Below are 23607 nucleotides of genomic sequence, written 5' to 3'. Positions count from 1 at the left end.
TTTTAAATAAATTAAGCGTTAAGAAAAGCTGTTAGAGGACTGGTGGCTTCGGCGCAGTCGGCAATGGCACCTAGACCTGCTTCGTAGGCCTGTCGGCCAGCAATCACGGCCTGACGGAAGGCGTCGGCCATGCGTACGGGGTCGCCAGCTACGGCAATGGCTGTGTTCACCAGACAGCAGTCGGCACCCATCTCCATGGCTTCGGCCGCATGACTGGGTGCGCCAATACCTGCATCTACCACCACGGGCACGGTGGCCTGGTCTATAATGATCTGCAGGAAGTCCTTCATGCGCAGTCCTTTGTTGGTGCCGATGGGGGCAGCCAGCGGCATAACGGTTGCTGCGCCAGCCTCCTCCAGGTGTTTGCACAGCGTGGGATCTGCCTGACAGTAGGGCAACACCACGAAACCCAGTTTCACCAGTTGCTCGGTGGCCTTCAGTGTCTCTACCGAGTCGGGCAAGAGATAGCGTGGGTCGGGATGGATCTCCAGCTTCAGCCAGTTGGTGCCGAAGGCCTCACGAGCCATCTGTGCGGCAAACACAGCCTCCTCGGCATTACGCACGCCCGAGGTGTTGGGCAACAGCTGTATGTTTTTGTTCTGTGTGATGTGTGTCAGCAGGTTGTCATCCTTATCACCGAGTTCGATGCGCTTCATGGCCACCGTCACCATTTCCGTCTCACTGGCCTTGATAGCCTCTGCCATCAGGGCGTTGTTGTTAAACTTTCCCGTTCCCAGGAACAGGCGCGAGTTGAACTCACGACCTGCGATTACTAATTTACTCATTATCTACAATCTTTATCAATCTTTTCATTTCATCGACGGGGTCCACCGCATTGATGACTGCACCACTGATGGCAATCCCCGTCACGCCGGTCTTCATAATGCTGGGCACATCAGCTGCTGTGATGCCGCCAATGGCGACGATGGGCAGGTCGATATGCTCGTTTCTCATCCGTTCCGTGATTTGTCGGTAGCCCTCAAGTCCCAACACCGGCGACAAGCGCTCTTTGGTGGTGGTGAACCGAAATGGGCCGCATCCTATATAGTCAGCTCCAGCCTCAGCGTGTGCTTTCACGTCGTCGAACGTATTGGCCGTGCCACCAATGATATAGCCATCGCCCAACAGGCGGCGTGCCTCGGCTATCGGCATATCGTTCAGTCCCAGATGGACACCGTCGGCATGCAGTTCTTTTACCAACTCTACGTGATCGTCAATGATCAGCGTGGCGCCAGCGTTTTGACACATCACCTGTGCCAGCTTTGCGGCCCGTCTTACTTCCTCAATGGGGGCGTTCTTCATGCGCAGCTGCACCCATCGGCATCCGCCTTGCAGGGCCAGAGCAATCGTGTCCAAATAATTATACTGGTCGTTGTAATGACTAATAAACTGTATCATCCGCCACAAGCAGCTTTAATAATTATCACTTCGCTACCAGCGTTGAGGCATGTCTCAGCCCACGCTTGTCGCGGTACCATTCTCATCTCCATCGCCATGGCGATGCCCTTTTCAGGCAATCCTAGTTCATGTGCCAGTTCTTCTAATGTAGCAGCCGCTGTCTGCTGTTCTTTCCCATTCAGTTTAATAGTCATAACCCTTAAACAAAAAAAGCTCGGGCAAAGACCCATTGGCGGTCCTTACCCGAGGTTTATAATTATAATCAGTGCTCATTCCCTACGGCAGCATTACCTGCATCAGGTCAATGGGTATAATCTCAGCCTCCTGCATTTCTTCTTATTTTAATAAGAAAGGTAAGCAAAAAGCACCCCGAGTAATTTGTTCTGCGTGCAAAGGTACGAATATTCTATCAAATTGCAAAGAAAATCTTCACTTTTCTTTCTTTTTATTATTATTTAAACTTGATAGCATCCGCAATGGCCTTGGCCATCTGTCCTGCTCCCTTCTCGTTGGGATGTATCATATCGCGCGTCATGCTGGCCTCGTCGGTGAGCACCGCATGGAGGTCGATGATGGGCAGTTTGTTCTTCTTAGCCACCTGCTGGATGGCAGGAATGACGCCGTTGACGATGACAGAGTCGGTGATGCCCCACTGGTCGCGGAAGGCCTTGATGGGCGTACAGAGATAGATCTGCGGATTAGAGGGCAACTTGCGCAGCGTGTTGATCATCGTCTGCATGTCACGTGCAAACTCTTTCGAGTGCTTGCTCCAGATGAAATCCTTAGAATCGTTGGTGCCAAGCTTGATCACCACGATGTTGGGTTGGAAGGCCTGTGCATCGCGCCATGCCTGCTCTATCATGTAAGGATGGTCACCATTGTTCAGCATGGTGCGTGCGCCCACGCCATAGTTCTTCACATGATAGCCCTTGCCCAGTATCTTCTGCAGTTGTGCGGGATAACCTTTCAGGTCGGCCATGTCGATGCCCGAACCATCGGTGATGCTGTTGCCGATACATGCCACGCGGATGGCATCCCTGCGAGGCGCCTTGTGTGTGTCGAGCCATGTGGTGAGGTCGTTCAGCATCTGCTGGTGATAAGGCCAACTGTCACGGAAGCCAAAACCATGACCGCCTGTAGGATAGACGTACATAGCACAGTCGTTGCCGGCACGGCGCATCGACTCATAGTAGCGCAGACAGTTGTTCACCACAGGCACCACCTGGTCGTCGCTGGCCGTGAAGATAACGGCTGGCGGTGTCAGATGACGGCGCACCGCATTCTGGTTAGACCACTGCTTCACCAGCTGCTCGTTCTCCATGCCATCTTTTCCCAGGAATCCCTCGCTGCTACCGCGATGGCCCTCGCGCGGATTCATTGAGATGACGGGATAGAACAGGATGCTGAAGTTGGGGCGACAGTCAAACTCGCTATGTGTAGATACCGACGAAGCCAGATGACCGCCTGCCGAGAAGCCCATGATACCCACGTCGTAGGGGTTCACATGCCAGAAATCGGCCGAGTCGCGCACCATACGGATGGCTGCCTGCGCATCGCCCAGGGGGATATTGCGGTCGCCCTTCGGCATGCGATAGGTCAGCACAAAGTAGGCAATGCCCTGCTTATTGAAATACTCAGCCCAGTCGTGTCCCTCGTGCTGAAGGGCCAGGTGACTATAGCCACCGCCAGGACAATCGACCACAGCCCTACCCGTCGGCATGTCGGGCAGATAGGCCACCATGTTCGAAGCCCCGTCGGGCGTGATGTTTACTGTGAATTTGCGTGCAGTCTGTGCCTGCACGGTCATGGCCACCAGGGCACATGCAAAGAGTAATAGTCGTTTCATTGTTGTTTTTGGTTGTTAGTTACCAACGCGCAAAGGTATGACAAAAATCCCAAACTGCCAAGTCTTTCCAAAGAAAAGAGTGCGAGGTGGCACGTCTTCAGGGTGGTTTTCCTATTCCCTGAGACCCCCAAAGGCGCCGTATTACGCATCAAGATATCACACATGCATCGAAAAAACAAGAACACGGGGATGCGTCTGTTTTGACACATCCCCGTGAACATTTGAAGCGCCTGAAGCGCAATATCAGATTTTACTTCACAAACTCTGATGGTATCTCAGGCATGGCACCATTCTGCGTACACACATAGGCCGAAACCTGAACGGCGGTGCGATGTGCTTCGGGCACACACTTGCCATTGAGGATAGAACCAACGAAAGAACCCGTGAACGAGTCGCCGGCGCCAACGGTATCGGCCACTTGTACCTTGGGCGTTTCTTGGAAAGACATCTGCCCCGGTGTGAAGACATACGAGCCATTAGTACCGCAAGTCAGCACCAGCATATCGAGATTATACTTACCCAGAATGAGCCAGCACTTGTTCTCCATATCAAGACCAGGATAACCGAACATGCGTCCTATCAAAACGAGTTCCTCGTCGTTGATCTTCAAGATGTTGCAGCGCTGCAGCGACTCTTTGATAATCTCTTTCGTATAGAACTGCTGACGCAGGTTGATATCGAAGATTTTCAGGCAGTCGGCAGGTGTAGCATCTAGGAACTGCTGGATAGTGCGGCGACTCACCTCATGACGCTGAGCCAACGAACCGAAGCACACAGCACGACAGTTACGGGCAATCTCTGCAATATCTTGATCGAAGGGAATATTATCCCAGGCCACATTTTCTTTTATATCATAACTGGGAACACCTTCTTCGTCAAGTTGCACCTGCACCGTACCTGTGGGATAAGGCACACGTGGCAACAAATCATTGAGGTTGTGTTGGCGTAGCGCCAAAAGCGTCTCCTCGGCCAGTTCATCCTGTCCCAGAGCGCTAACGGCAATCGTATTATCCATGCCCAGGAACTGTCCGGCATGATATGCGAAGTTGGCAGGTGCACCACCCAGTTTCTTTCCCTCGGGAAGCATGTCCCACAAGACCTCGCCAAGTCCTACTACATAACGTTTCTGATTCATAGTTCTATGCGGTTTTTAATTGTTTGATATACGTAAAGAGATAGATGACGCCTACTGCCATCACGACAACTGCACCAGCCTGACCAAAGCCATCGCTCATGAAGCCCATGAGCAGTGGGAAGATGGTACCGCCAAAGAGTCCCATAATCATCAAGCCACTCACCTCGTTCTGCTTGTCGGGCATCGACTCCAGTGCTGTAGCGAAACACATCGAGAACACGTTCGAGTTGCCATAACCAACCAAAGCAATGGCAAGATAGAGTTCCCACTGTGCCTGTCCGATGAACAGCAACAACATTGACAGGGCCATCATGACAATACTGACAATGAAGAAAGTGCGCATCCTCAGCACACGCAGGAAAAACGAGCCAGTGAGACATCCCACCGTACGGAAGATGAAATATAGCGAGGTGGCGAAGGCAGCCTCATCAAGGGTCATGCCAAGACGTTCCATCAGAATCTTTGGCGCTGTGGTATTGGTTCCCACATCGATGCCCACGTGACACATGATACCCAGGAACGACAGCAGAACGATAGGCGTACCCAGCAGTTTCAGACATTCCATAAACGAAGAAGCCTTGCCCTCAGGAGCGGGCTCGTCAATTGGTGTTACAAAAAGCAGGATGGTGGAAAGCACACCCACTACGAGGAAGATGCCAAACAACACGCGCCAAGAAAGTCCAAACTCAGGTATCACCATTGTGGCGCCCCACATAGCTAGGTAAGGAGCCGAGAACGAGGCGATGGCTTTTACAAACTGTCCGAAGGTGAGCGTTGAAGCCAGATTGCCACCCCCCATCACGGTAGATACCAGCGGATTGAGCGACGTCTGCATCAAGGCATTGCCAATGCCCAGCAGAGAGAATGCCACCAACATGATGCCAAAGGTCTCACCAAACAGTGGCAACAGCAAAGACACCACCGTGACGACAAGCGACAGCAACACGGTCTTTTTGCGACCTATCTTATTCATCAGCATGCCTGTAGGTACACTGAAGATCAAGAACCAGAAGAATACCAACGAAGGAAACACGTTAGCCACCGAGTCGCTCAGCAACAAATCCCTCTTCACATAATTGGAGGCGATGCCCACCAAGTCCACGAAGCCCATGCAGAAAAAGCAGAGCATCACAGGAATCAGATAAATAGACTTATTTTGCTTCATATCATTAAATTTTCAATCCTTAATTATTAATTTGATATACAACGGCCTTTCCACCCTTCACCTTTATATTATTATAAGGCTCGGCAGGGAACACCAGATTCGTCATAGCCATCTTGCCATCGGCATCGAACACCTCGATGCTGCATCGGTCAATAAAGATGCGTAACTGTTTGATGTGTCCATAGGTTGGTGCAACGGTCACACAAGGGAAGCTCTCGCTGAAACTAGCATCACAAGACTTCGTGCGGTCCATCGAGAACTGCTGCTTGACGGCATCGTAGGTCATCACCACCTGCTCGCCCTTTACATTAGAAAGAACAATCTCGGCCTGTGATTTCACGTCAACCACAATCTCGCAAGCCTCCGTGGGATGTTTCACCTTTTGACCACGAAGGGCCAACATCTCTTTGGCAGGAACCACACTGAGATAGGTCTCCTCGCCACAGGTAAACAGCCCCAGGTCGCGAGGGATGCTGTTTGCAGAGCGGAACTGCTTTGTAGGCACCTGGTTGGCATATTGCCAATTGCTCATCCATGCCAGCACCACCCTACGGTTCTCAGGGGCGTTGTAGAACGATACCGTGGCATAGTGGTCCTTGCCATAATCCATCCATTTAGTGACCTTTGGCATCGACTCGCAGGTGAACTTATGACCATCAAAATGACCAATGAAATACTGTGTCGCACTGCCTCCAAAGGGGCCACCGGGGTTGATATTACAAATCAGCACCCACTTGTCGTCAATCTTGAATAAGTCGGGACACTCCCATACACCGCTATGGTTGCCATACTCCTTGCCAAAAGCGCTCTCGTACTTCCACTCTTTCAGGTCGTGCGATGAATAGATGCGCATCTCCTGACCGGCAGCCAGTATCAGATTCCACATCTGGGCATCCTCGTTCCAGAAGGCATTCGGATCGCGGAAGTCGGGCACATCGCTAGTAAACATCACGGGATTGCCAGAAAACTTCTTAAAGCTGCGTCCGCCATCCTTCGATACAGCCATAGACTGCGTCTGGTGCATACCGGCAGAAGTATAGAAAGCCACCACCGAGTCGCCGGCGGTTACACACGAACCACTGAAGATGCTGCCCAGCCAGTCGGGCTCAAGGGCAATGGGTTGTGATTCCCAATGAATCAGGTCGCGCGAGGTAGAGTGGCCCCAGTGCATGTTCTCCCACTGCGAGCCATAAGGATTATACTGATAATAAAGGTGCCAGACACCGCCGGCAGCACCTGCCTGTCCATCGTTGCCTGTCTGCGATGACGGCATATAAAACATGCCATTGGGATCGTTCATCCATCCATACTGCGGGGTGTGATGATAAAGTGGACGGAAATGCTCACGGTTAGCCACATCGAAAGTGTCGGAATAGGCCATGTCGCGCCAGCAAACAAACTCGCTGACGGCACCCTTCTGGCGACGGTCTCCGTGAAACTCTATATCCATTAGGCAGGCATCATTCAGCTCGTATGGCACCCAATAGTCCACACGATCAATGGCCAACTTCACGTTGAGCCGTTTCACCATATTATTATATGCATCCAGCACGGCAATAGAAGCGATATCTTCGGTTTCCTGTATTGGAATCAAAAGATAGCGTGAGTTTTCTGTAATCTTCAACATGGCATGACTGTCGCCCAGCACAATGGGCGACACATGTGCCGTTATACCTGTTGCCATCGCAATGGCTGTCAAGAATGATAATAACTTTTTTGCGTTCATATATTCGAGTTTTTAGTTTCAATATCAATGTTATCCTGAACGCAATCTCTTACCCTTATATTATCACCAAACCTTTTACCAAATAACCTATATTTTACTGTTGTTCGATGCAAAAGTAAGTGTTTTTTTCCTTTTCAGTTATCATTCTTGTTACAAACAATAGGAAAATTCGTTCATAGCAACATTTTTGCGCACATTGAACGAATATTTTCCTAATTGTTGGAAGGCAGGGAGAACATCATCACGGCAGCGAGGCCTTTGATGATGTTTATTCCCCAGACATTCATAATAGTATTAATTTAATATTGAGTGACCTTCACATTGCTAACAGTCACCGCACCGCCATAACTATTGATGCTCCAGTTGTTGTTCTGTATGCCATAGATACGGTTGGTGTAGCAAACATTATCGTTGATGTACATCACACAAACAGAGTTGTCGGTGTAGATATCAATCTGATAGGTATTATCCTCAGGACGTGGCACCTCGTAGCCATCGATAGCCTCGATGAAACCCTTACCTTCCTCACCCTCCTGTTCGAAGTTCACCTTACGCTTTGCGCCACCAGCCTCGGGGTTAACCATCATGGTGTAGTACTTCTTGGCATTGGCACTACGTACCAGCGAGATACCGAATCGGTCGGCATCGCCTTCGGTCTTCACCGTCATGCTGATATGGTTGTGATAGCCCAGTCGGTTGAACATCACGTAGGCACCTTCACCAGTGAGTCGACTGTTGTCATAGCCATTGCTGGCCACCACCTGTAGGTTCTGCTGCTTGTTGTACTTTGCTGCCATTGCAGGCACCTCGCCCAACGAGATAGTTCCGTCTTCATGCTGAATAATCTTATGACAAACCAGTGCGCCACCCCAGTTAGGTTCGCCACCAGCGCCCACATTGACATTCTTGGCATCGATGTCTGCACCCGAACGGTAAGGACACCATCCCCATATATAGCGGTCGGTGCCGTTCGAAGCTGTCTTACCGGCATAGAAGCCACGGCTATCCAACACGCCCTCCTTATAGTCGGGCCATACTTTAGGATCATTCAGACAGGCTTTCAGCTCTTCCCAGCTCTTAGCCTTGACATACTTCATCTTACGACTCCAATTGACGGCCTGGCCTTCGCTGAACACCAGATACCACCAGTCGCCCATCTTGAACACATCAGGACATTCGCACATGCGTTCCCACACCATATTGAACTGTCCTACGTGCTCCCAGTTCTTCATATCAGCAGACTTAAAGTCGGCAAATTTAGGATCGCCGCCATAAGAAGGAGCCGTAGAGATTACCATATGATAGAGGCCATCGTCGGCCACAAATATCTGTGGGTCACGGAAGTCCCAGCCAGAATAGCCATAGTCAGGTCCATGCAACTGCCAAAGGTTGTCGCGAGTCCAGGTCTTAAAGTCGGTCGATGTGGCACGCATCACAACCTGGCGATCCTTGCAGTCGGGGTTCTCACCAGTATAGTAGATGTAGTACAGACCCTCGCTTTCGTTGTAGTAGCAGCAGCCCGTACCCAGCGCAGCATCCTGCTGATAGTCATTACTTCCCACGGCCAGTACCTCGCCTATTGACTGATAGTTGCAGCCATCGGTGGTCTGAACGCCCCAATAGGGGTGGAAGCAATACTTAGCATTGTCGTCATAGTCCTGCAGGTACATCACCTTGAAGTTGCCAGCCTTCTGATCGTAGAAAGGCATTGGGTCGCCAACGCGTCCGAGTGCAGGCTTAAAGTAAGTCAAGAAGGCATTCTCGTCAACTGGCGTATAACGCTCTTCGCTGCTACTCCAGTCCTTGGCAGGATCACCCACTATCTTGTCGTCAGAGCAAGAGAAGAGCGCGATGGCAGCCAAGCAAAGACTCATCACTGTCATTGTGTTGGGCAATTTGTTTATGATTAAAGTGTTCATATTGTTCTATTTAAATAAGGTTAGACAATTATTGATTACTCACCGGTGAGATAATGATAGGCATTCATCAGTATTTTGCCCATATTCTCATGGTAAACAGAGGTATAGTCTGTAGGAGAATACCAGTCGAGCAGACCAGCACCGAAACAGATGATACCACCCTTTCCAAACTCACCATTGTAGTTTTTCAGTTCCCAAGAAGAAATCTCGTTGCCATGACCTGTCAGGCGGCGTGCCTTTCCACCTGTCACTTCGTCGAACTTCTGATAGAGGGCGTCGTCTGAAACACCATCCCAGTGGTACTGTGATGCAGAGTTACAGATGGTGTAGTCCTTATCAAGCGTGTAGATAGCCTCGGGGTTAGCCGGGTTGACAACAAGTCCCTGCCACAAAGCATGACTCTTGTCGAATACGGGAAGCGTCCAGGGATCGTCGCCCATCTGTGGACCACCTTCGCCATTGCCACCCCAACAGTTGTTTGGACAACCATCTTGTGGCATAGCGCCCAATGCCGCTGCCAGGTTAACGCCCATGCGCTGCAGCACGAAAGCGCCACCTTTCTTCCAGTATTCCTTCAACTTTGGCAATGCCTCCATAGCACTCTTCTCGCCTCCCTCAAAACCAGAGAAAGAAGTATAGGCACCCGTCTGGCGGTGGAAGAAGATAAACTTACACTCGTCCAACAGTCCATCGAAGTTGGCTATCTGTTCCCAAGAGACATAAGCCGAGCCCTGAATATTACTGGTCAGCCATTTGGCTGCAGCCTTCTCTTCGTCCTTCAGGTCGTCAACGTTTGCTGCATTACCTGCAAAGATAGCCACGGGCTTGTCGATAAGCACAATCTTCACGGTATAGGTATTCGTGGCCGTACCGTCGTTCAGCGTCAACTGGAACGGATTTTCAGGATCACTGAAATCAGCCGTTGAACCACTGGCAGGGAAGCTGACAGCATCCTCGCTATTGTCCACGGTAAAGGAAGCATTGCTCAAGTCGATACCACTGATGCCCAACACATAAACCGTGATGGTTTTATCGTCCTCATTGACAGCACCCTTAATGCCCGAGAGGTAGAAATTATAAAGTTTGGCCTCATCGTTACGTACGGCAATGCGATACTCCATCATCAGGTCGCCATTGGTGATGCGCAATGTCTGGTCGGCCTCCACGTTAATGTGGTCGCCCTGCTTCATGCTACTGGTGGCACCTGGCGAAACAATCAGACTGGTTACAACCATGTCGTTCTTATCCATAAAATCGACAGGTACCTTTACTTTTATCAGTTTAGTCGCCATATCAATGGTTCCCTCGTACTTATCGTTTAGCACAAACTTCTGCACCAAACAGTCGCCATCCACACTGAGACTACCCGTACGGTCGTCAGAGCAGGCTGCAAACCCACAGGCCACCATCAGTGCACATATGATATTAAATATTTTAGTCTTCATAATATTCCGTTTTATGTTCATTTTACCAATTACCACAGTTTTGAGTGTACTTACCATTAGAAGCAGCCATCTGTTCATGAGGAATAGGCAGGTATTCGTTCTTATCGGCCACAAACTGTGCACCCTCTAGGAATTTAGCGCTCTTACTCTCACTGGCGTAGAAGCTATTGATCACGCTGGCTGCCTCACCCCATCGTACGAGGTCGAAGAAGCGCTCGCACTCCATGGCCAGTTCCAGACGGCGTTCCATCTTGACAATGTTCAAAGTCTGGGCTTTGTCGTAAGTGCCTTCGTAAGGTTTCACGTTGTAACGCACATTCAGAGTGCTGGGATAGTTGGCCACAACACTGCTGGACTGCATGCTCTTAGCACGATTGCGGAGCTTGTTCACCAGCTGGATAGCCTCGCCGGTCTTGTTCAACTGTGCCAATGCTTCTGCACGCATGAGCAGCACATCTGCATAGCGGAACACGATGCGGTTCATCGATGTAGCCCACTGGTTGTCTGCATTGAAGATATACTTGTCTGTCAGGTCGGGATCAACACACTGCTTCAGAGAGATGAAGTTGCCATAGTTGCCATTTGAACGGCTCCAGGGTTTACCTTCACCGATGGTGAGCTTAGGACTGGGGTTGAACATAAACTGTGTGCCAGGCATACCTACAGTGATGAAGAGTCGTGGGTCAACAGTCTGACTGTTGCCGACGGTCTTTCCCACAAGCACAGCATAGTCCGTGGCATTAGCCTCATCGAACATCGGATGACCTTCAAAGTCGGTCTTATAGGCATTCACCAGGTTGTGCGATGGTTTGTAGAAGTCGCAACCGCCCAGAATACCTTCTAGCTCGGGTGGAATCAGACGGTTAGAGAAGTTCAGGTTACCATAGTTGGTGCCATCGTTCTTTGAATATTGAATAGCCCAGATGCTCTCTTTACCATTCTCGTAAGCTTCCTCTGGACGGAAGTTGTTGTGCAAGTCACCCTCCAGATCATAGCCGCGATACAGGGTGAGCTCGGTGTATTCCACCACCTTCTTCAGGTCGTCTTCATTAATGCTGGTCACCTGATTGCTGTTGGCATCGTCCTGACGATAGGCTTTATAGAGATAGGTCTTAGCCAGGAAGGCTGCGGCTGCCGACTTATTAGGGCGTCCTTTATCAGCCTGAGTCTGAGGCAGATGCTCGTAGGCATAGTTCAAGTCTTCGATAATCTGCATCCAACCTTCGTCGTTACTATACTCGGTGTTTGAGATATTCTTAATATCCTCTTCCTCCAGATTGGGCTTATTGACGAAAGGAATCTTCTTAAACAGTCGTTTCAACTGGAAATGACCGTAGGCACGCAGGAAGCGCATCTCGGCTATGCGCTCTTGAACGGCAGCATCGTTCTGGTCGCCGTTCGACAGCACGTTGAGACAAAGATTAACGCGCGACAGATACTTATAGAGTCGAGTCCAAATAGAACTGAAGTTCCAGTCGGTAGTCATCACACCAGTACACAGTTCCAGATTGTGGAAAGGCGTACCGTCTGAGTGGTCTGCACCACCAACATAAGCATCGTCCGAGCGGGTATCATAATTCCACAAAGAGAACGAAGCGTTCATATCCTCGATGGTTACCAAGCCGGCATACGCCGACGTCAGGATATTGTCTGCATTGGCAGGGTTCTTAGCCTGCTCCTCTGTCAGTGTAGCCTGTGGCAGTTGGTCGTCGAGGAAATCAGAGCATGAAGTGAAGCCACCAAATGCGCAACATGCAACAATTGCTTTATATATAGTCTTCATAATGATCAAATTTCGATTATCAGTTATCAGTTAAAACGATACATTCATACCGAATGTGAGGTTGAGGGGGATAGGATAGCCAAAGCCTGGGTTCTCAGGATCTACGCCAGTAAACTTGCTGCTCTTGATGGTCAGCAGGTTTTGTGCTGAAGCATAGAGACGTACACGTTCCATCTTCATCTTGCTGACAAGCGTCTTGGGCAAGTTGTAGCCCAACTGAATGGTACGCAACTTAGCAAAAGAGCCATCCTCGATATAGTATGAAGACAGGCGACCTTCGTTGGCAACATCACGGGTGCTCAGCGCGGGGATGTCGCTACCAGGATTAGCAGGACTCCATGCGTCGAGAACGCGGGTGCCCTTGTTCAGATAGGGAAGGTTCACCTTATCATAAGTATTGGTCCAGAAGTCGGTCTGCGTCTTATAGTCGTAACAGTTGACGTCAACGCCCTGAACGCCCTGCCAGAACATAGACAGGTCCCAGTCCTTATACTGCAAGTATATATTCAAGCCCCACGTAAAGTCGGGTGTGGGATTGTAGATCCAAGCCTGGTCACTCTCGTTGATAGTGCCGTCTTTAACCACATCAAGATAGCGGATGCGGCCCAGTCCGGCAGCCTCCTGAGAGGCATGATTACTAATCTCATCCTGCGTACGGAACAAGCCGTCGGCCACATAGCCCACCTCTGAATACATGGGGTGCCCGATGATGCTGAACACGCCATTGCCGCCATAGGTACCTGCCGCAGCAACCGTCTCAGGCAGTTTGGTCACTTCGTTGGTGTACTTACTGATGTTACCAGTGATATCCCAAGAGAAGCCGTTGGCCAACTTATGACGGTAGCCCAACGAGAACTCCCAACCAACGTTCTTCACCTCGCCGGCATTGATCCACTGCGAAGAACCTTCGCCCTGTGTGCCAAGACCCTTCATCTCGACAAGGATGTCGGTGGTCTTCTTATAGAACCAGTCAAAGCTACCATAAATATCTCTGTTAAGGAGCGAGAAGTCAAAACCAAGGTTATGCTGCATGGTCGTCTCCCATTTAATATCCTCGTTACCAATCTGCTTGCGGATATAGCCGCTGGGGAGGTTGGTGCCACCATTACTACCGGTGATGTCGTAAACCGTACCTGCAGGGGCCTCACCATTCCACAACTCTGTCGTAACCACAGGTGCATACATCGTGAAGCGAGCGGTATTCGAGATTTCCTGGTTACCGGTCATACCCCAAGAGTAGCGCACCTTCAGGTCGTCGAGCCAGCTTCGCGTGCCTTCCATGAATTTCTCCTGAGTGATACGCCAGCCTGCTGATGCAGATGGGAAGGTACCATATCTGTTGTTCTTACCGAAACGGCTGGAACCGTCACGACGTAAGGTGAAAGAAGCCATGTAGGTATCATTATAGGTATAGTTGGCTTTCCCGAAGAAAGATACCAGCGAGAAGCCACCGCCAGAGCCTTCGGCCACTTGTCGACCAGAGCCTGCAGTGGGCCACATATAATCGGTAGTCAGCACAGCCATCCCATAGCGGCGAGCATTACTCCAGTTATCGTCAGTACGGTTCAACTCCGTACCAACCATGGCATCAGCACGGTGCTTGCCAATCTCCAGATTATACGTAGCGATGGCGTTCCACATCCAGCGCTGTGCATGTTCCTGGCGCATCTCGGCTGCCGTTTCCGAGTTGGCTATCTTACCATTAGCCACCGGATACTGGAAGTTGCGCTGCTGCTTCTGACTGTAGTCCAAGCCAATCGTAGAACGAATCATAAAGTTCTTAAACGGTGTGATACTGATATGGGCATCACCGAAGATACGCCACATGGTGTATTCGTTGTCTTTGGTTCTTGAAAGCATGCTCAGTGGATTCTCGCGCTCGGGGAAAGCGCCTACGGGCTGGGCATACTCACCATTTTCAGCATAGATGGGGAAGTTAGGACTGAACTGCAGGGCGTTTCTAAGTATGTCGCCAGGAGCGTCTGTTCCCTTGGTGCGGTTCAGGGTGAAGTTCTCACCAATAGTGACGATATCGTCCAACAGCTTATACTCGGTGTTGGCACGTGCCGACAGACGACTGAACTCCGACTCTTTGATCGTACCCTTGTTGTCGTAGTAGCCCATAGAGAAGAACGAGCTGCCCTTTTCAGAGCCACTGCTCACAGAGAGGTTATACTGCTGAACGATGCCCGTGCGAGTCACCTCGTCAAACCAGTCGGTATCGCCTGCATGAAGGGTGCCATTGGTGTCCAGATAGTTGTCCATCGTCACGCCGTAGAGTTGAGGATGACCATTCTGGTCGTAGCCCCAGTCGAAGTTATACCCCACAATATTCTTATTGGGGTCCTTGCCGTCGTTCACGTTGGCCTGCCAAAGGGCCTGTCCAAACTCTCGCGCATTCAAGGTCTTTATCTTATGCGCATAGAACGAGGCAGCCACGCTGCCGTCAAAGTCCACTCTTACCTTACCTTCCTTGCCACGCTTGGTCGTGATGATAATCACACCGTTGGCAGCGCGCGAACCATAGATAGAAGCCGAGGCGGCATCCTTCAGCACCTGGATGCTCTCAATGTCGTTGCCGTTCAGCTCGTGCATACCAGACTTGGTAGGCACACCATCTATAATATATAGAGGATCATTATTGTTCAGCGTACCCAAACCACGAATACGTACCGTTGCAGCGCCCGAGGGATTACCGTCGGCTGTGATGTTCATACCCGGCACACGTCCTTGCAGAGCCTTCATGGGGTTGTTCTCGTTCTGCTTGGCCAGCTCGCCAATATTTACTGTCGAGACAGCGCCCGTCAAGTCTATCTTGCGCTGAGTGGTATAACCTGTCACCACCACTTCCTGCAGCACCTGATTGTCGGGCTTCAGTTCCACACGCATGCCATTCTTTGCCGGCACTTCCTGTGGCTGATAACCGATGTAGGTAACCACCAGCACCTTGCCAGCCTCCACTTTCAAAGTGAACTCACCATCGAAGTTGGTTACTGTTCCGTTCGCTGTGCCTTTTTCCTTCACCGTGGCACCGATGACTGTTTCGCCAGTTTCATCGACCACTGTACCCGAAACTGTTGTCTGTGCATACATCACCGTACAAAACAGCAGGGTAAGGAAACTCAAAAACACTCGTTTTGCTTGTTTCATTAGCTTTCAGTTTTTAGTTAATACTTCTGTTAGAAAAATTATGCCACAAAAGTAAATAATATTAGTAGCTATAGATTGAAAATATCGTTCATGCCACCCAAAAATTGTTGCAATGTAACATTTTTACGATGGAATGAACGATATTTGATATTTCAATAAGGTTTACTTTCTGACGTCGCCAGGCACCATGCCATAGGCTTCTTTAAAACATTTGGTGAAATAGGATGGTGCCGTGAAGCCTACAGCATAGGCCACCTCGCTGACGCTCTTGTCTGTGGTAAGCAATATCTGATAGGCGCGATTCAGACGCGCAGTACGAAGCAACTCTACGGGCGAGGCCCCCGTCATAGCCTTCACTTTGCGATAGAGCTGAACACGACTGAGGCTCATCGCAGAGGCCAGATCATCCACACTGAGGTCACTGTCCTCCAGACGGGTTTCCACCACTTCACGGAAATGCGAGATAAACGAGCCCTCCACCGGACCGGCATCCGTTCCCTGCTCTTTCACGACGTCAGCAGGTGTCTGCTGTTCCGCCACAGGAGCGATGGGCTCCATGTTCCATAGGGTGTTTGTCACACGTTCGCGCTGAATAGCCACCTTGCGCAGATGCTGCAGGTAAGACAAGACAATCACGAGCAACAGTAGCACAATCACACCTATAGCCAACCAGTTGATGACGTGCTGCGTGTTCAGTTCCTGCAGATAGGAGTCAGCCTTTTGATGAATCTGGTCCAGCCGATGCGTCTGTCGCATCAGCTCTTCGTTCTGCATCAGCAGCACCTTGGCATTGTCGTGAGTCACGAGGGCCGACATCATCATCGTCTCTTTTTCATAGGGCTGACCTTCCAGTATCTTCACCGCTAGGTCTATCAGTTGATCTCCATGGGTGGGATAGATATAAGAGGCTTCCAACAGCGAGTCGCGCACCAGCTGAATACCGCCGCCCTGACCCTGAAGACCATCAATGCCACAATACAGCACCTTGTTGCCTAGAGCTTTTCTCGCCCCCATCGCAGTGCGGTCGTTGGCGCCAAACACTAGGTCCACGTGTTCGTTTGGGTGGTTGGCCATCCACTGGCGTGTCGTCTCATACCCCGTTTTTTCGGTCCAGTCACCTTGCAACGAAGCCAGCAGCTTAATCTGCGGTGCCTTCTTCAGGGCATCAATAAAACCATTGTGGCGTTCGATAGCAGGCGAAGAACCTTCCAGTCCTTTGATTTCCAATACCGAGCCCCTGCCATGAAGACAAGAAACGATATACTCGCCCATCACACGTCCCATCTCATAGTTGTCGGCACCGATAAAGGCAGTATATTTTCTGGAGTTCGTTTTTCGCTCAGACACAATGACTGGTATGCCCTTATCGTAAGCGCGATCAATGGCGGGAGAAATGGTCTGCACCTGATTGGGAGCCACTATCAGCAGGTCGATGCCTTCGTTCACCAGACTGTCAATCTGTTGCACCTGTCTCTCATCATTATCATGGGCAGCAGCAAACTTCAACTCCACATTATTATGGAAATAGGTTCCCATCTGGAGTTCATAATTCTGCTTGTCGCGCCAGATGTCCTCAGAGCACTGCGAAATACCAACGCGATATTTCGTCTGACGCTCAGAGCACGACATCATGAAAAGCGCGAAACAGATTAAGGACAAAAATAGTTTCTTCATCTGACCAAGTACATCAATTTAGCTTTAGTTTTGCAAAAATAAGCAAAAAATGCAAAACGTCCAAGCATTTATTGTTTTTATTTATCCAAAGCAATATACTGCATGATAAAATGTTCGGCTATCGGCAAGAAGCGATCATGCCCCCGGGCATTGAGATGAGCCGTGTCGCGACGACCATTCTGAAAGTAAACATCGCGGAAGCGGTCGTTCTGCGCATATATATTACTATGGTGATAGGCATCAAACACAGGGATGGCGCGCGAAGCACACACCTTCAGCATACAGTCCACCACAGCTTCGAAGTTGTGCGCATTCACATCGTTATCAGCCCGCATCCATGGCGTGAAGAAAAACAGTTGTGCACGTGGGTAGCGGTCTATCAGTCCATCGCACAGTTCTGTCAACTTTTCTCTAAACAAATCAACACCAATACTGTCTAGCCGTGTCGCATCGTTATGTCCTGCTATCACCACGATATAGTCGAGCGAGTCATTCATCTCCTGATAGCGGTTTACCATTGCCTTTCCCCAGCGGTTTAGGTCTATAGAAATACAGTTCCCGTTACGCCCGTAATTATAGTATTGCATACCCTGTCGTTGAGCGAACTTATAATGCCAAGTATTTTCCACAGGTTCACGATGGTTACGCACATAGCTGTCGCCCAACACGCCGATACGTTTTCCAGCCAGCGGTTGCTGCGCACATACAGCCACGACAGTCCCCATAGCCAGCAGGACAGATAAGAATAGTTGTTTCATTGTTTACTGTTTGTTTAGGAATTAATTTGCAATTGCAAACTTAATCAAAAAACTTTGAAAATTGATTTTTAACCACAAAAATTAGCTTAAATTAAAAAAAAATGTCTTTTTCGTTTTTATGGATATAAAATAATGTCTATATTTGCACCATACTAATTCACTAAGCAAATATTACTAACAAAATAACTTATGATCAAACTTACTGCTATCAAGAAGACTATCATGCCATGTGCAATGATGTGCGCTATGATGCTGTTGACCCCTCCATTCGCTGGATGGCAAAGTGCTTATGCATCTGTTCAACAACAGAAGAGCCAGATCAAAGGTACAGTTGTAGATAGTCAAGGTGAGCCAATCATTGGCGCCAGCGTTGTCATCGTAGGTGGCAAGACTGTTCAAGGTACCGTAACCGACTTCGACGGTAATTTCACGCTGAACGTAGCTCCTGGTACCCAGTTAAAAATCTCTTATGTAGGTTTCAAAGAGACTACCGTGAAAGCCTCTAACGGCATGAAGGTAGTCATCGAAGAAGAATCGACCATGCTGAAGGGCGTCGAGGTTGTGGCCTACGGTGTTCAAAAGAAGGTGACCGTCACGGGTGCCCTTTCTTCCGTTAAGGCCGAAGACCTGGTACGTACGCCAGTAGGCGACGTTACCAACGTGCTTGCCGGTCAGCTCTCTGGTGTAACAACTATTCAGTCATCAGGTGAGCCAGGACAAAATGCCACCAACATCTTTGTTCGTGGTCAGGGAACTTGGGTTGACTCTAAGCCTTTGATCCAGGTAGACGGTGTTGAGCGCGAGATGTGGGATATCGACCCCAACGAAATCGAGAGCATCACCGTACTGAAGGACGCTTCTGCTACAGCTGTATTCGGTGTACGAGGTGCCAACGGTGTTATTTTGATCACCACCAAGCGCGGTCAGGAAGGCAAAGCCAAAGTGACAGCCAACGTTTCATTCTCTGCCATGACTCCAACCAACCTGATTGAGCAGGCCAACTCTTACGAGTACGCACTATTCCACAACCAGGCTACTATTGGTGATGGTGCACAGAAGGGTGTATTCACAGATGCAGTCATTCAGAAATTCAGAGATGGAAGCGATCCTATCCGCTTCCCAAATATGCGTTGGGACGAGTATATCATGAAAGATGTAACGCTCCAACAGCAACACAATATTAATATATCTGGCGGTAACAAGACGGTGAAGTACTTCATCTCTGCCGGTATGTTCACACAAGACGGTATGTTCAAAGAGTTTGGCAAGTCTTGGGACTATGGCTACGAATACCAGCGTTTCAACTATCGTGCCAACCTCGACATGGACGTCACAAAGACCACTAAGTTAAGCTTCAACATTGCCGGTAAGGTAGATGATGCCGCACGTCCAAGAACTGGTGGCGGTGCAGCTGCTATGATTAAGGCCATCTACAATGCCACACCTTTCTCAAGCCCTGGTATTGTTGACGGACGCTATATCGTGAACTCTAACTCTAATGCCGACAATGAGGACGGCATCATGCTGCCTTTTGTTGGCGACACCCCAATGACATACTATGCTTACCAGCCTGGTGCCATTCAGACCAACAACAACAAGTTGTCTATGGACCTGATTTTAGAGCAGAAACTTGATTTCATCACTAAAGGACTGACATTCAAAGCGAAGGGTTCTTACAACAGTGACTTTAATGTAACAAAGACCCTCACTGCCAGTGTTGCCAACTACACTCCTGTCGTATTGGCACAACGCGATGAAAACAATGATATCATCTATGAAAATGGCAACGTGATGACGCAGCCTATGCTCTTCCGTAAGAATGGTTCGGATGTTGACCCAACCTATGCTTACGGCTACGGAAAAGGACGCGACTGGTATGTAGAAGGTTCATTCACCTACAATCGCTCTTTCGGTATGCACACCATCACCGCTTTGGCACTCTATAACCAAAGCAAAAACTACTATGTAAAAGACGCAGACAATGCCTATACCGACATTCCACGTACGTATGTAGGTTTGGTAGGTCGTGTAACCTACGACTGGAACAACCGCTATATGGCCGAGTTCAACATTGGTTATAACGGTTCTGAGAACTTCGCTCCCGGCAAGCGCTTTGGTACCTTCCCAGCAGGATCAATCGGATGGGTAGTCAGCGACGAGCCATTCTTCAAGCCCGTCAAGAACGTTGTTTCTTTCTTGAAACTGCGTGCATCATGGGGTCTTGTTGGTAACGACAAGGTGAGTGCAAAGCGTTTCATGTATATCCCCGACCCATACAACGTAAACCAGAATGCTTTGCTGGAGCGTACCGGTAAGGATACTGGTGCATTCGGTTATAACTTCGGTGTGGAGAATGGTACCACAGCAATGGGTGCTGTTGAATCAGCCAAGAACTCTGCCGACGTAACTTGGGAGAAGGCTTTCAAGCAGGACTACGGTTTCGACATGTATTTCCTCAACGATCGCCTGCGCACCAACTTCGACTACTACAAGGAGCATCGTAAAGATATTCTGTGGCAGAACAACAACTCACCTTCGCTGCGTGGTTTCTCTATCCCATACACCAACTTTGGTGAAGTTGATAGCTGGGGTTGGGAAGTTTCTGTCAACTGGCAGGATAAGATTGGTAAGGAGTTCCGTTACTGGGCAAAGTTAAACCTTTCTTACAACCAGAATGAAATTCAGATTGACGGACAAGCTCCTCAGACCAACGATTACATGTACACCAAAGGACATCGTATTAATTCTCGTTCACTGCTGAAGTTCTGGAAGTATTACTATGAAGGTGCCGAAGAAGACTATATGAAGGAGTTTGGTGTTGAGTCATTCCCAACTCAGTTGGTAGCCAACCTTCAGCCTGGTGATGCTATCTATGTGGACTTAGACAAGAGTGGCAAGATTGATGGTAACGACTATGCCGTAGGCCTTGGTCACACCAACGATCCTGAATATATCACTGGTTTACAGATGGGTTGCTCATGGAAGAACTTCACTTTCAATGCTCAACTCACTGCAGCATGGAATGTTTCTCGCCTTATTGAAGGTGCCTTCCGCACTCCATTTACAGCGTCAGCTGGTCAGAGCACACAGGGCGGTGGACTGCTCAAGTACCATGTGGATCATTCATGGACAGCCGAGAATCCAAGCCAAGGCGCAGAGTATCCCCGTGCCACATGGAAGAACGCCAACCAGAACTATGCACCTTCAACACTCTATGAGAAGGATGCCAAGTACCTGCGTCTGAAGACCATTCAGTTGGCTTACGACTTCCACCTCCCATTCATGAAGGTACTGGGTCTGAACCAGATGCAGTTGGCCATCAGTGGTTACAACCTGCTTACATTCACTCCATACATTTGGGGTGATCCTGAAACAACTGCCAGTGGTAATCCCTCTTACCCTTTGCAGCGCACTTATACGGCCAGTCTTAAACTGGGATTCTAACTTCAGCTAACTTATCTAATTAAATAAGGATATCCCAATATGAAAATATATCAGCATATCACAAGCGGCGTCATCACAATGGCTATGGGAGGAGCACTACTCATCTCAGGCTGTACAGACGAAATTAAGTTTGGCGACGCCTTCATCGAGAAGTCACCTGGTGGTACAGTAACCATCGACACGGTGTTTAACAACCCAGAATATGCCAAGCAGTTCTTGACAGGTATCTATGCTTTACAATACTACGGACTTCCCTACAACCAAAGTGTCAACCACAGTGCAAGCCCATACGTTGGTAAGCTCGACGCCCTGACAGACGCCTATCAGTTGCACTGGAATAGCAACACCGTCTATAACAGTTTCTATTCTGGCACACTGAATGCCAACGAGCAGCCACTCATCAGCTATAGCAACGACTATGTCTGGGAGGCCGTGCGTCAGGCTTGGATCTTCATTGAGAACATCGAGAAGGTTGAAGGTATTTCAGCAGCCGAGAAGAACAACATGATTGCTCAGGCCAAGTGTTTGATAGCAGCTCGCTACTTCGATTTGTTCAGCGTATATGGCGGACTGCCCATCGTTGATCACGCCTTCAGCGGCACAGAGAGCAGCTATTCTTTCCCACGCGCAACAGTTGAAGAGACTGTCAATTTCATGGTTAACCTGCTCGACGAGGCCATCCCTGATTTGCGATGGGCCTACAATGGCAACACCTCTGACACTGACGACACTAACACTGGTCGTTGGACTGCCGCAGGCGCCATGGCTCTTAAAGCCAAGATCCTGTTATTCTCTGCATCGCCTCTTTACAATGCAGATCAAGGTTACTATGATGGTACTACTGAAGCAGAAAAGCAGCACTTGGTATGGCACGGTAACTATGATGCACAACGTTGGCAGAAAGCACTTCAGGCTTGCAAAGACTTCTTCAATCGCCTATCCACGGATGGTTTCTACAAGCTGATGGAACCTACAGACCCTGAGGTGAACTGCAAGAATGATGCTAACGGCTACCGTCAGGCCTACCGCTATGGCTACATCCGTCAGGGCAGCAAGGAAGTGCTCCACTCTACCCGCGTAGCCACAGTCTATGGTACACAGGGTACCTACGCTTGGTGGAACTGGGTCGGCAATGGCCGCCATTCATACCTGCCCACATTGGAATACATGGAGATGTTCCCCTGGAGCGATGGTGCTCCATTCAACTGGGAGAAGGACGCTGCTGCAGGCCGCATCAATGGTGATAAGGGCCGTCTGTTCTATCAAAACAAGGTAGGCCGTGGCGGTGCCGTATCAAAGACGCCTTCACGCGACCCACGTCTATATGAAAACATTCTTGTGAACGGAACCACCGAACAGTTTGACTGGAACAAAGGTGTGCCCTCTGGCAATGCCTACGAGCTATGGGTTGGCGGTTATCATGAGAACTGGGACGTTCTTGGTCCTCAGAAGAATGCAGAGACCGGCCTTACAGAGTATATTCTTCAAGAGAAGCTCTTCTCTAAGTATTCTACGGGTATGGGTGTCATCAAGTACTACCTGGGTGAGGAATACCACCGCAAATTTATGCATTGGGTTTACCTGAGCCTGGACGAGATGTACCTGATGTATGCCGAGGCTTTGGCACAAACTGGCGACCTGGCTGGTGCCATCGCACAAGTAGATATTGTTCGTGCTCGTGTAGGTCTTCCTGGCCTGGCTGCAAAGAACGCAGCCTTGAACCTGACCAGCAACAAGGACAACCTCATCAACGAGATTCTGCGTGAGCGTGCTTGCGAGTTGGGTATGAGCAACAACCACTATTATGACATGATACGCTACAAGCGTACTGACTGGATTGTGAAACCCCTACACGGACTGATCACTTATCGTTTGATGCAGAACAGTAAGGGCGAATGGGTTCGCAACTATGAACCATGGATGGGTACCCACAAGGACAATGGTATCGCAGAACCCTACCGTTTCGAATACGAAACCTTCCAGTTGATGAACCGCGAGCGTCAGCAGTGGGGCAAGGATCCCAACTCTCCCGAGATCAAGAAATGGCTGTTGTTCCCATTCCCCGTTACAGAGGTCAACAAGGGCTATGGTCTAATCCAGAACCCCGGCTGGTAATATTCTTGAGTTAATGGGTAAGAATTAATAATTTAAGAATAATAGAAGA

15 protein-coding genes and 1 riboswitch are annotated in these 23607 nt (G+C 49.5%); of the genes, 2 read left to right on the top strand and 13 right to left on the bottom strand.

Annotation, left to right across the window (positions count from 1 at the left end; all coding sequences use genetic code 11):
• Positions 1-11: 11 nt before the first annotated feature.
• The 13 genes from T433_RS0101190 to T433_RS0101130 form a co-directional block, all read right to left on the bottom strand.
• Complete coding sequence (locus T433_RS0101190) at positions 12-785, bottom strand: thiazole synthase (protein ID WP_027454533.1); 774 nt, start codon at positions 783-785, stop codon at positions 12-14.
• Positions 778-1398 carry a thiamine phosphate synthase gene (locus T433_RS0101185; RefSeq protein ID WP_044108979.1) on the bottom strand — a complete coding sequence of 207 codons (621 nt, stop codon included), beginning with the start codon at positions 1396-1398 and terminating at the stop codon, positions 778-780. The genes T433_RS0101190 and T433_RS0101185 overlap by 8 nt, the downstream gene beginning before the upstream one ends.
• Positions 1395-1592: a sulfur carrier protein ThiS gene (gene thiS, locus T433_RS0101180; protein ID WP_027449085.1), complete on the bottom strand. Its 198-nt coding sequence runs from the start codon at positions 1590-1592 to the stop codon at positions 1395-1397. The genes T433_RS0101185 and thiS overlap by 4 nt, the downstream gene beginning before the upstream one ends.
• A gap of 62 nt (positions 1593-1654) precedes the next feature.
• Positions 1655-1780, bottom strand: a riboswitch (TPP riboswitch).
• 69 nt (positions 1781-1849) lie between these two features.
• Positions 1850-3244, bottom strand: coding sequence for an acetylxylan esterase AxeA1 (axeA1, locus tag T433_RS0101175; RefSeq protein ID WP_027454532.1), 1395 nt, complete (start codon positions 3242-3244; stop codon positions 1850-1852).
• 250 nt (positions 3245-3494) lie between these two features.
• Entirely contained in the window at positions 3495-4379 is an 885-nt protein-coding gene (locus T433_RS0101170; RefSeq protein ID WP_027454531.1) for a carbohydrate kinase family protein, read from the bottom strand.
• Between the two features lie 4 nt (positions 4380-4383).
• The gene (locus T433_RS0101165; protein WP_027454530.1) at positions 4384-5544 is read right to left on the bottom strand and encodes an MFS transporter; all 1161 of its coding nucleotides are present in this window, start codon (positions 5542-5544) and stop codon (positions 4384-4386) included.
• Between the two features lie 19 nt (positions 5545-5563).
• Positions 5564-7270, bottom strand: a complete 1707-nt coding sequence (locus T433_RS0101160; protein WP_027454529.1) for a glycoside hydrolase family 32 protein — start codon at positions 7268-7270, stop codon at positions 5564-5566.
• Between the two features lie 299 nt (positions 7271-7569).
• Positions 7570-9189: a glycoside hydrolase family 32 protein gene (locus T433_RS0101155; protein WP_081778300.1), complete on the bottom strand. Its 1620-nt coding sequence runs from the start codon at positions 9187-9189 to the stop codon at positions 7570-7572.
• A gap of 35 nt (positions 9190-9224) precedes the next feature.
• Positions 9225-10634 (bottom strand): DUF4960 domain-containing protein, encoded by a 1410-nt coding sequence (locus tag T433_RS0101150; RefSeq protein ID WP_027454527.1) that lies wholly within the window; start codon positions 10632-10634, stop codon positions 9225-9227.
• A 22-nt stretch (positions 10635-10656) separates the two neighbouring features.
• The gene (locus tag T433_RS0101145) at positions 10657-12417 is read right to left on the bottom strand and encodes a RagB/SusD family nutrient uptake outer membrane protein (protein ID WP_044108974.1); all 1761 of its coding nucleotides are present in this window, start codon (positions 12415-12417) and stop codon (positions 10657-10659) included.
• A 30-nt stretch (positions 12418-12447) separates the two neighbouring features.
• Entirely contained in the window at positions 12448-15567 is a 3120-nt protein-coding gene (locus tag T433_RS0101140) for a SusC/RagA family TonB-linked outer membrane protein (protein ID WP_027454525.1), read from the bottom strand.
• Between the two features lie 162 nt (positions 15568-15729).
• Positions 15730-17241: an AraC family transcriptional regulator gene (locus T433_RS0101135; protein ID WP_027454524.1), complete on the bottom strand. Its 1512-nt coding sequence runs from the start codon at positions 17239-17241 to the stop codon at positions 15730-15732.
• Between the two features lie 77 nt (positions 17242-17318).
• Positions 17319-17999 (bottom strand): SGNH/GDSL hydrolase family protein, encoded by a 681-nt coding sequence (locus T433_RS0101130; RefSeq protein WP_027454523.1) that lies wholly within the window; start codon positions 17997-17999, stop codon positions 17319-17321.
• Between the two features lie 189 nt (positions 18000-18188).
• On the opposite strand from T433_RS0101130, the gene T433_RS0101125 reads away from it, so the two are divergent.
• Positions 18189-21443 carry a SusC/RagA family TonB-linked outer membrane protein gene (locus T433_RS0101125; RefSeq protein WP_027454522.1) on the top strand — a complete coding sequence of 1085 codons (3255 nt, stop codon included), beginning with the start codon at positions 18189-18191 and terminating at the stop codon, positions 21441-21443.
• Between the two features lie 39 nt (positions 21444-21482).
• Entirely contained in the window at positions 21483-23558 is a 2076-nt protein-coding gene (locus T433_RS0101120) for a RagB/SusD family nutrient uptake outer membrane protein (RefSeq protein WP_027454521.1), read from the top strand.
• The last annotated feature ends 49 nt before the right edge of the window (positions 23559-23607 follow it).

Origin of the sequence: Xylanibacter brevis ATCC 19188 (genome assembly GCF_000621725.1) — a bacterium.
Classification (GTDB): domain Bacteria; phylum Bacteroidota; class Bacteroidia; order Bacteroidales; family Bacteroidaceae; genus Prevotella; species Prevotella brevis.
The sequence above is the reverse complement of the archived record's forward strand: the minus strand, read 5'-3'. Positions and strand labels throughout refer to the sequence as shown.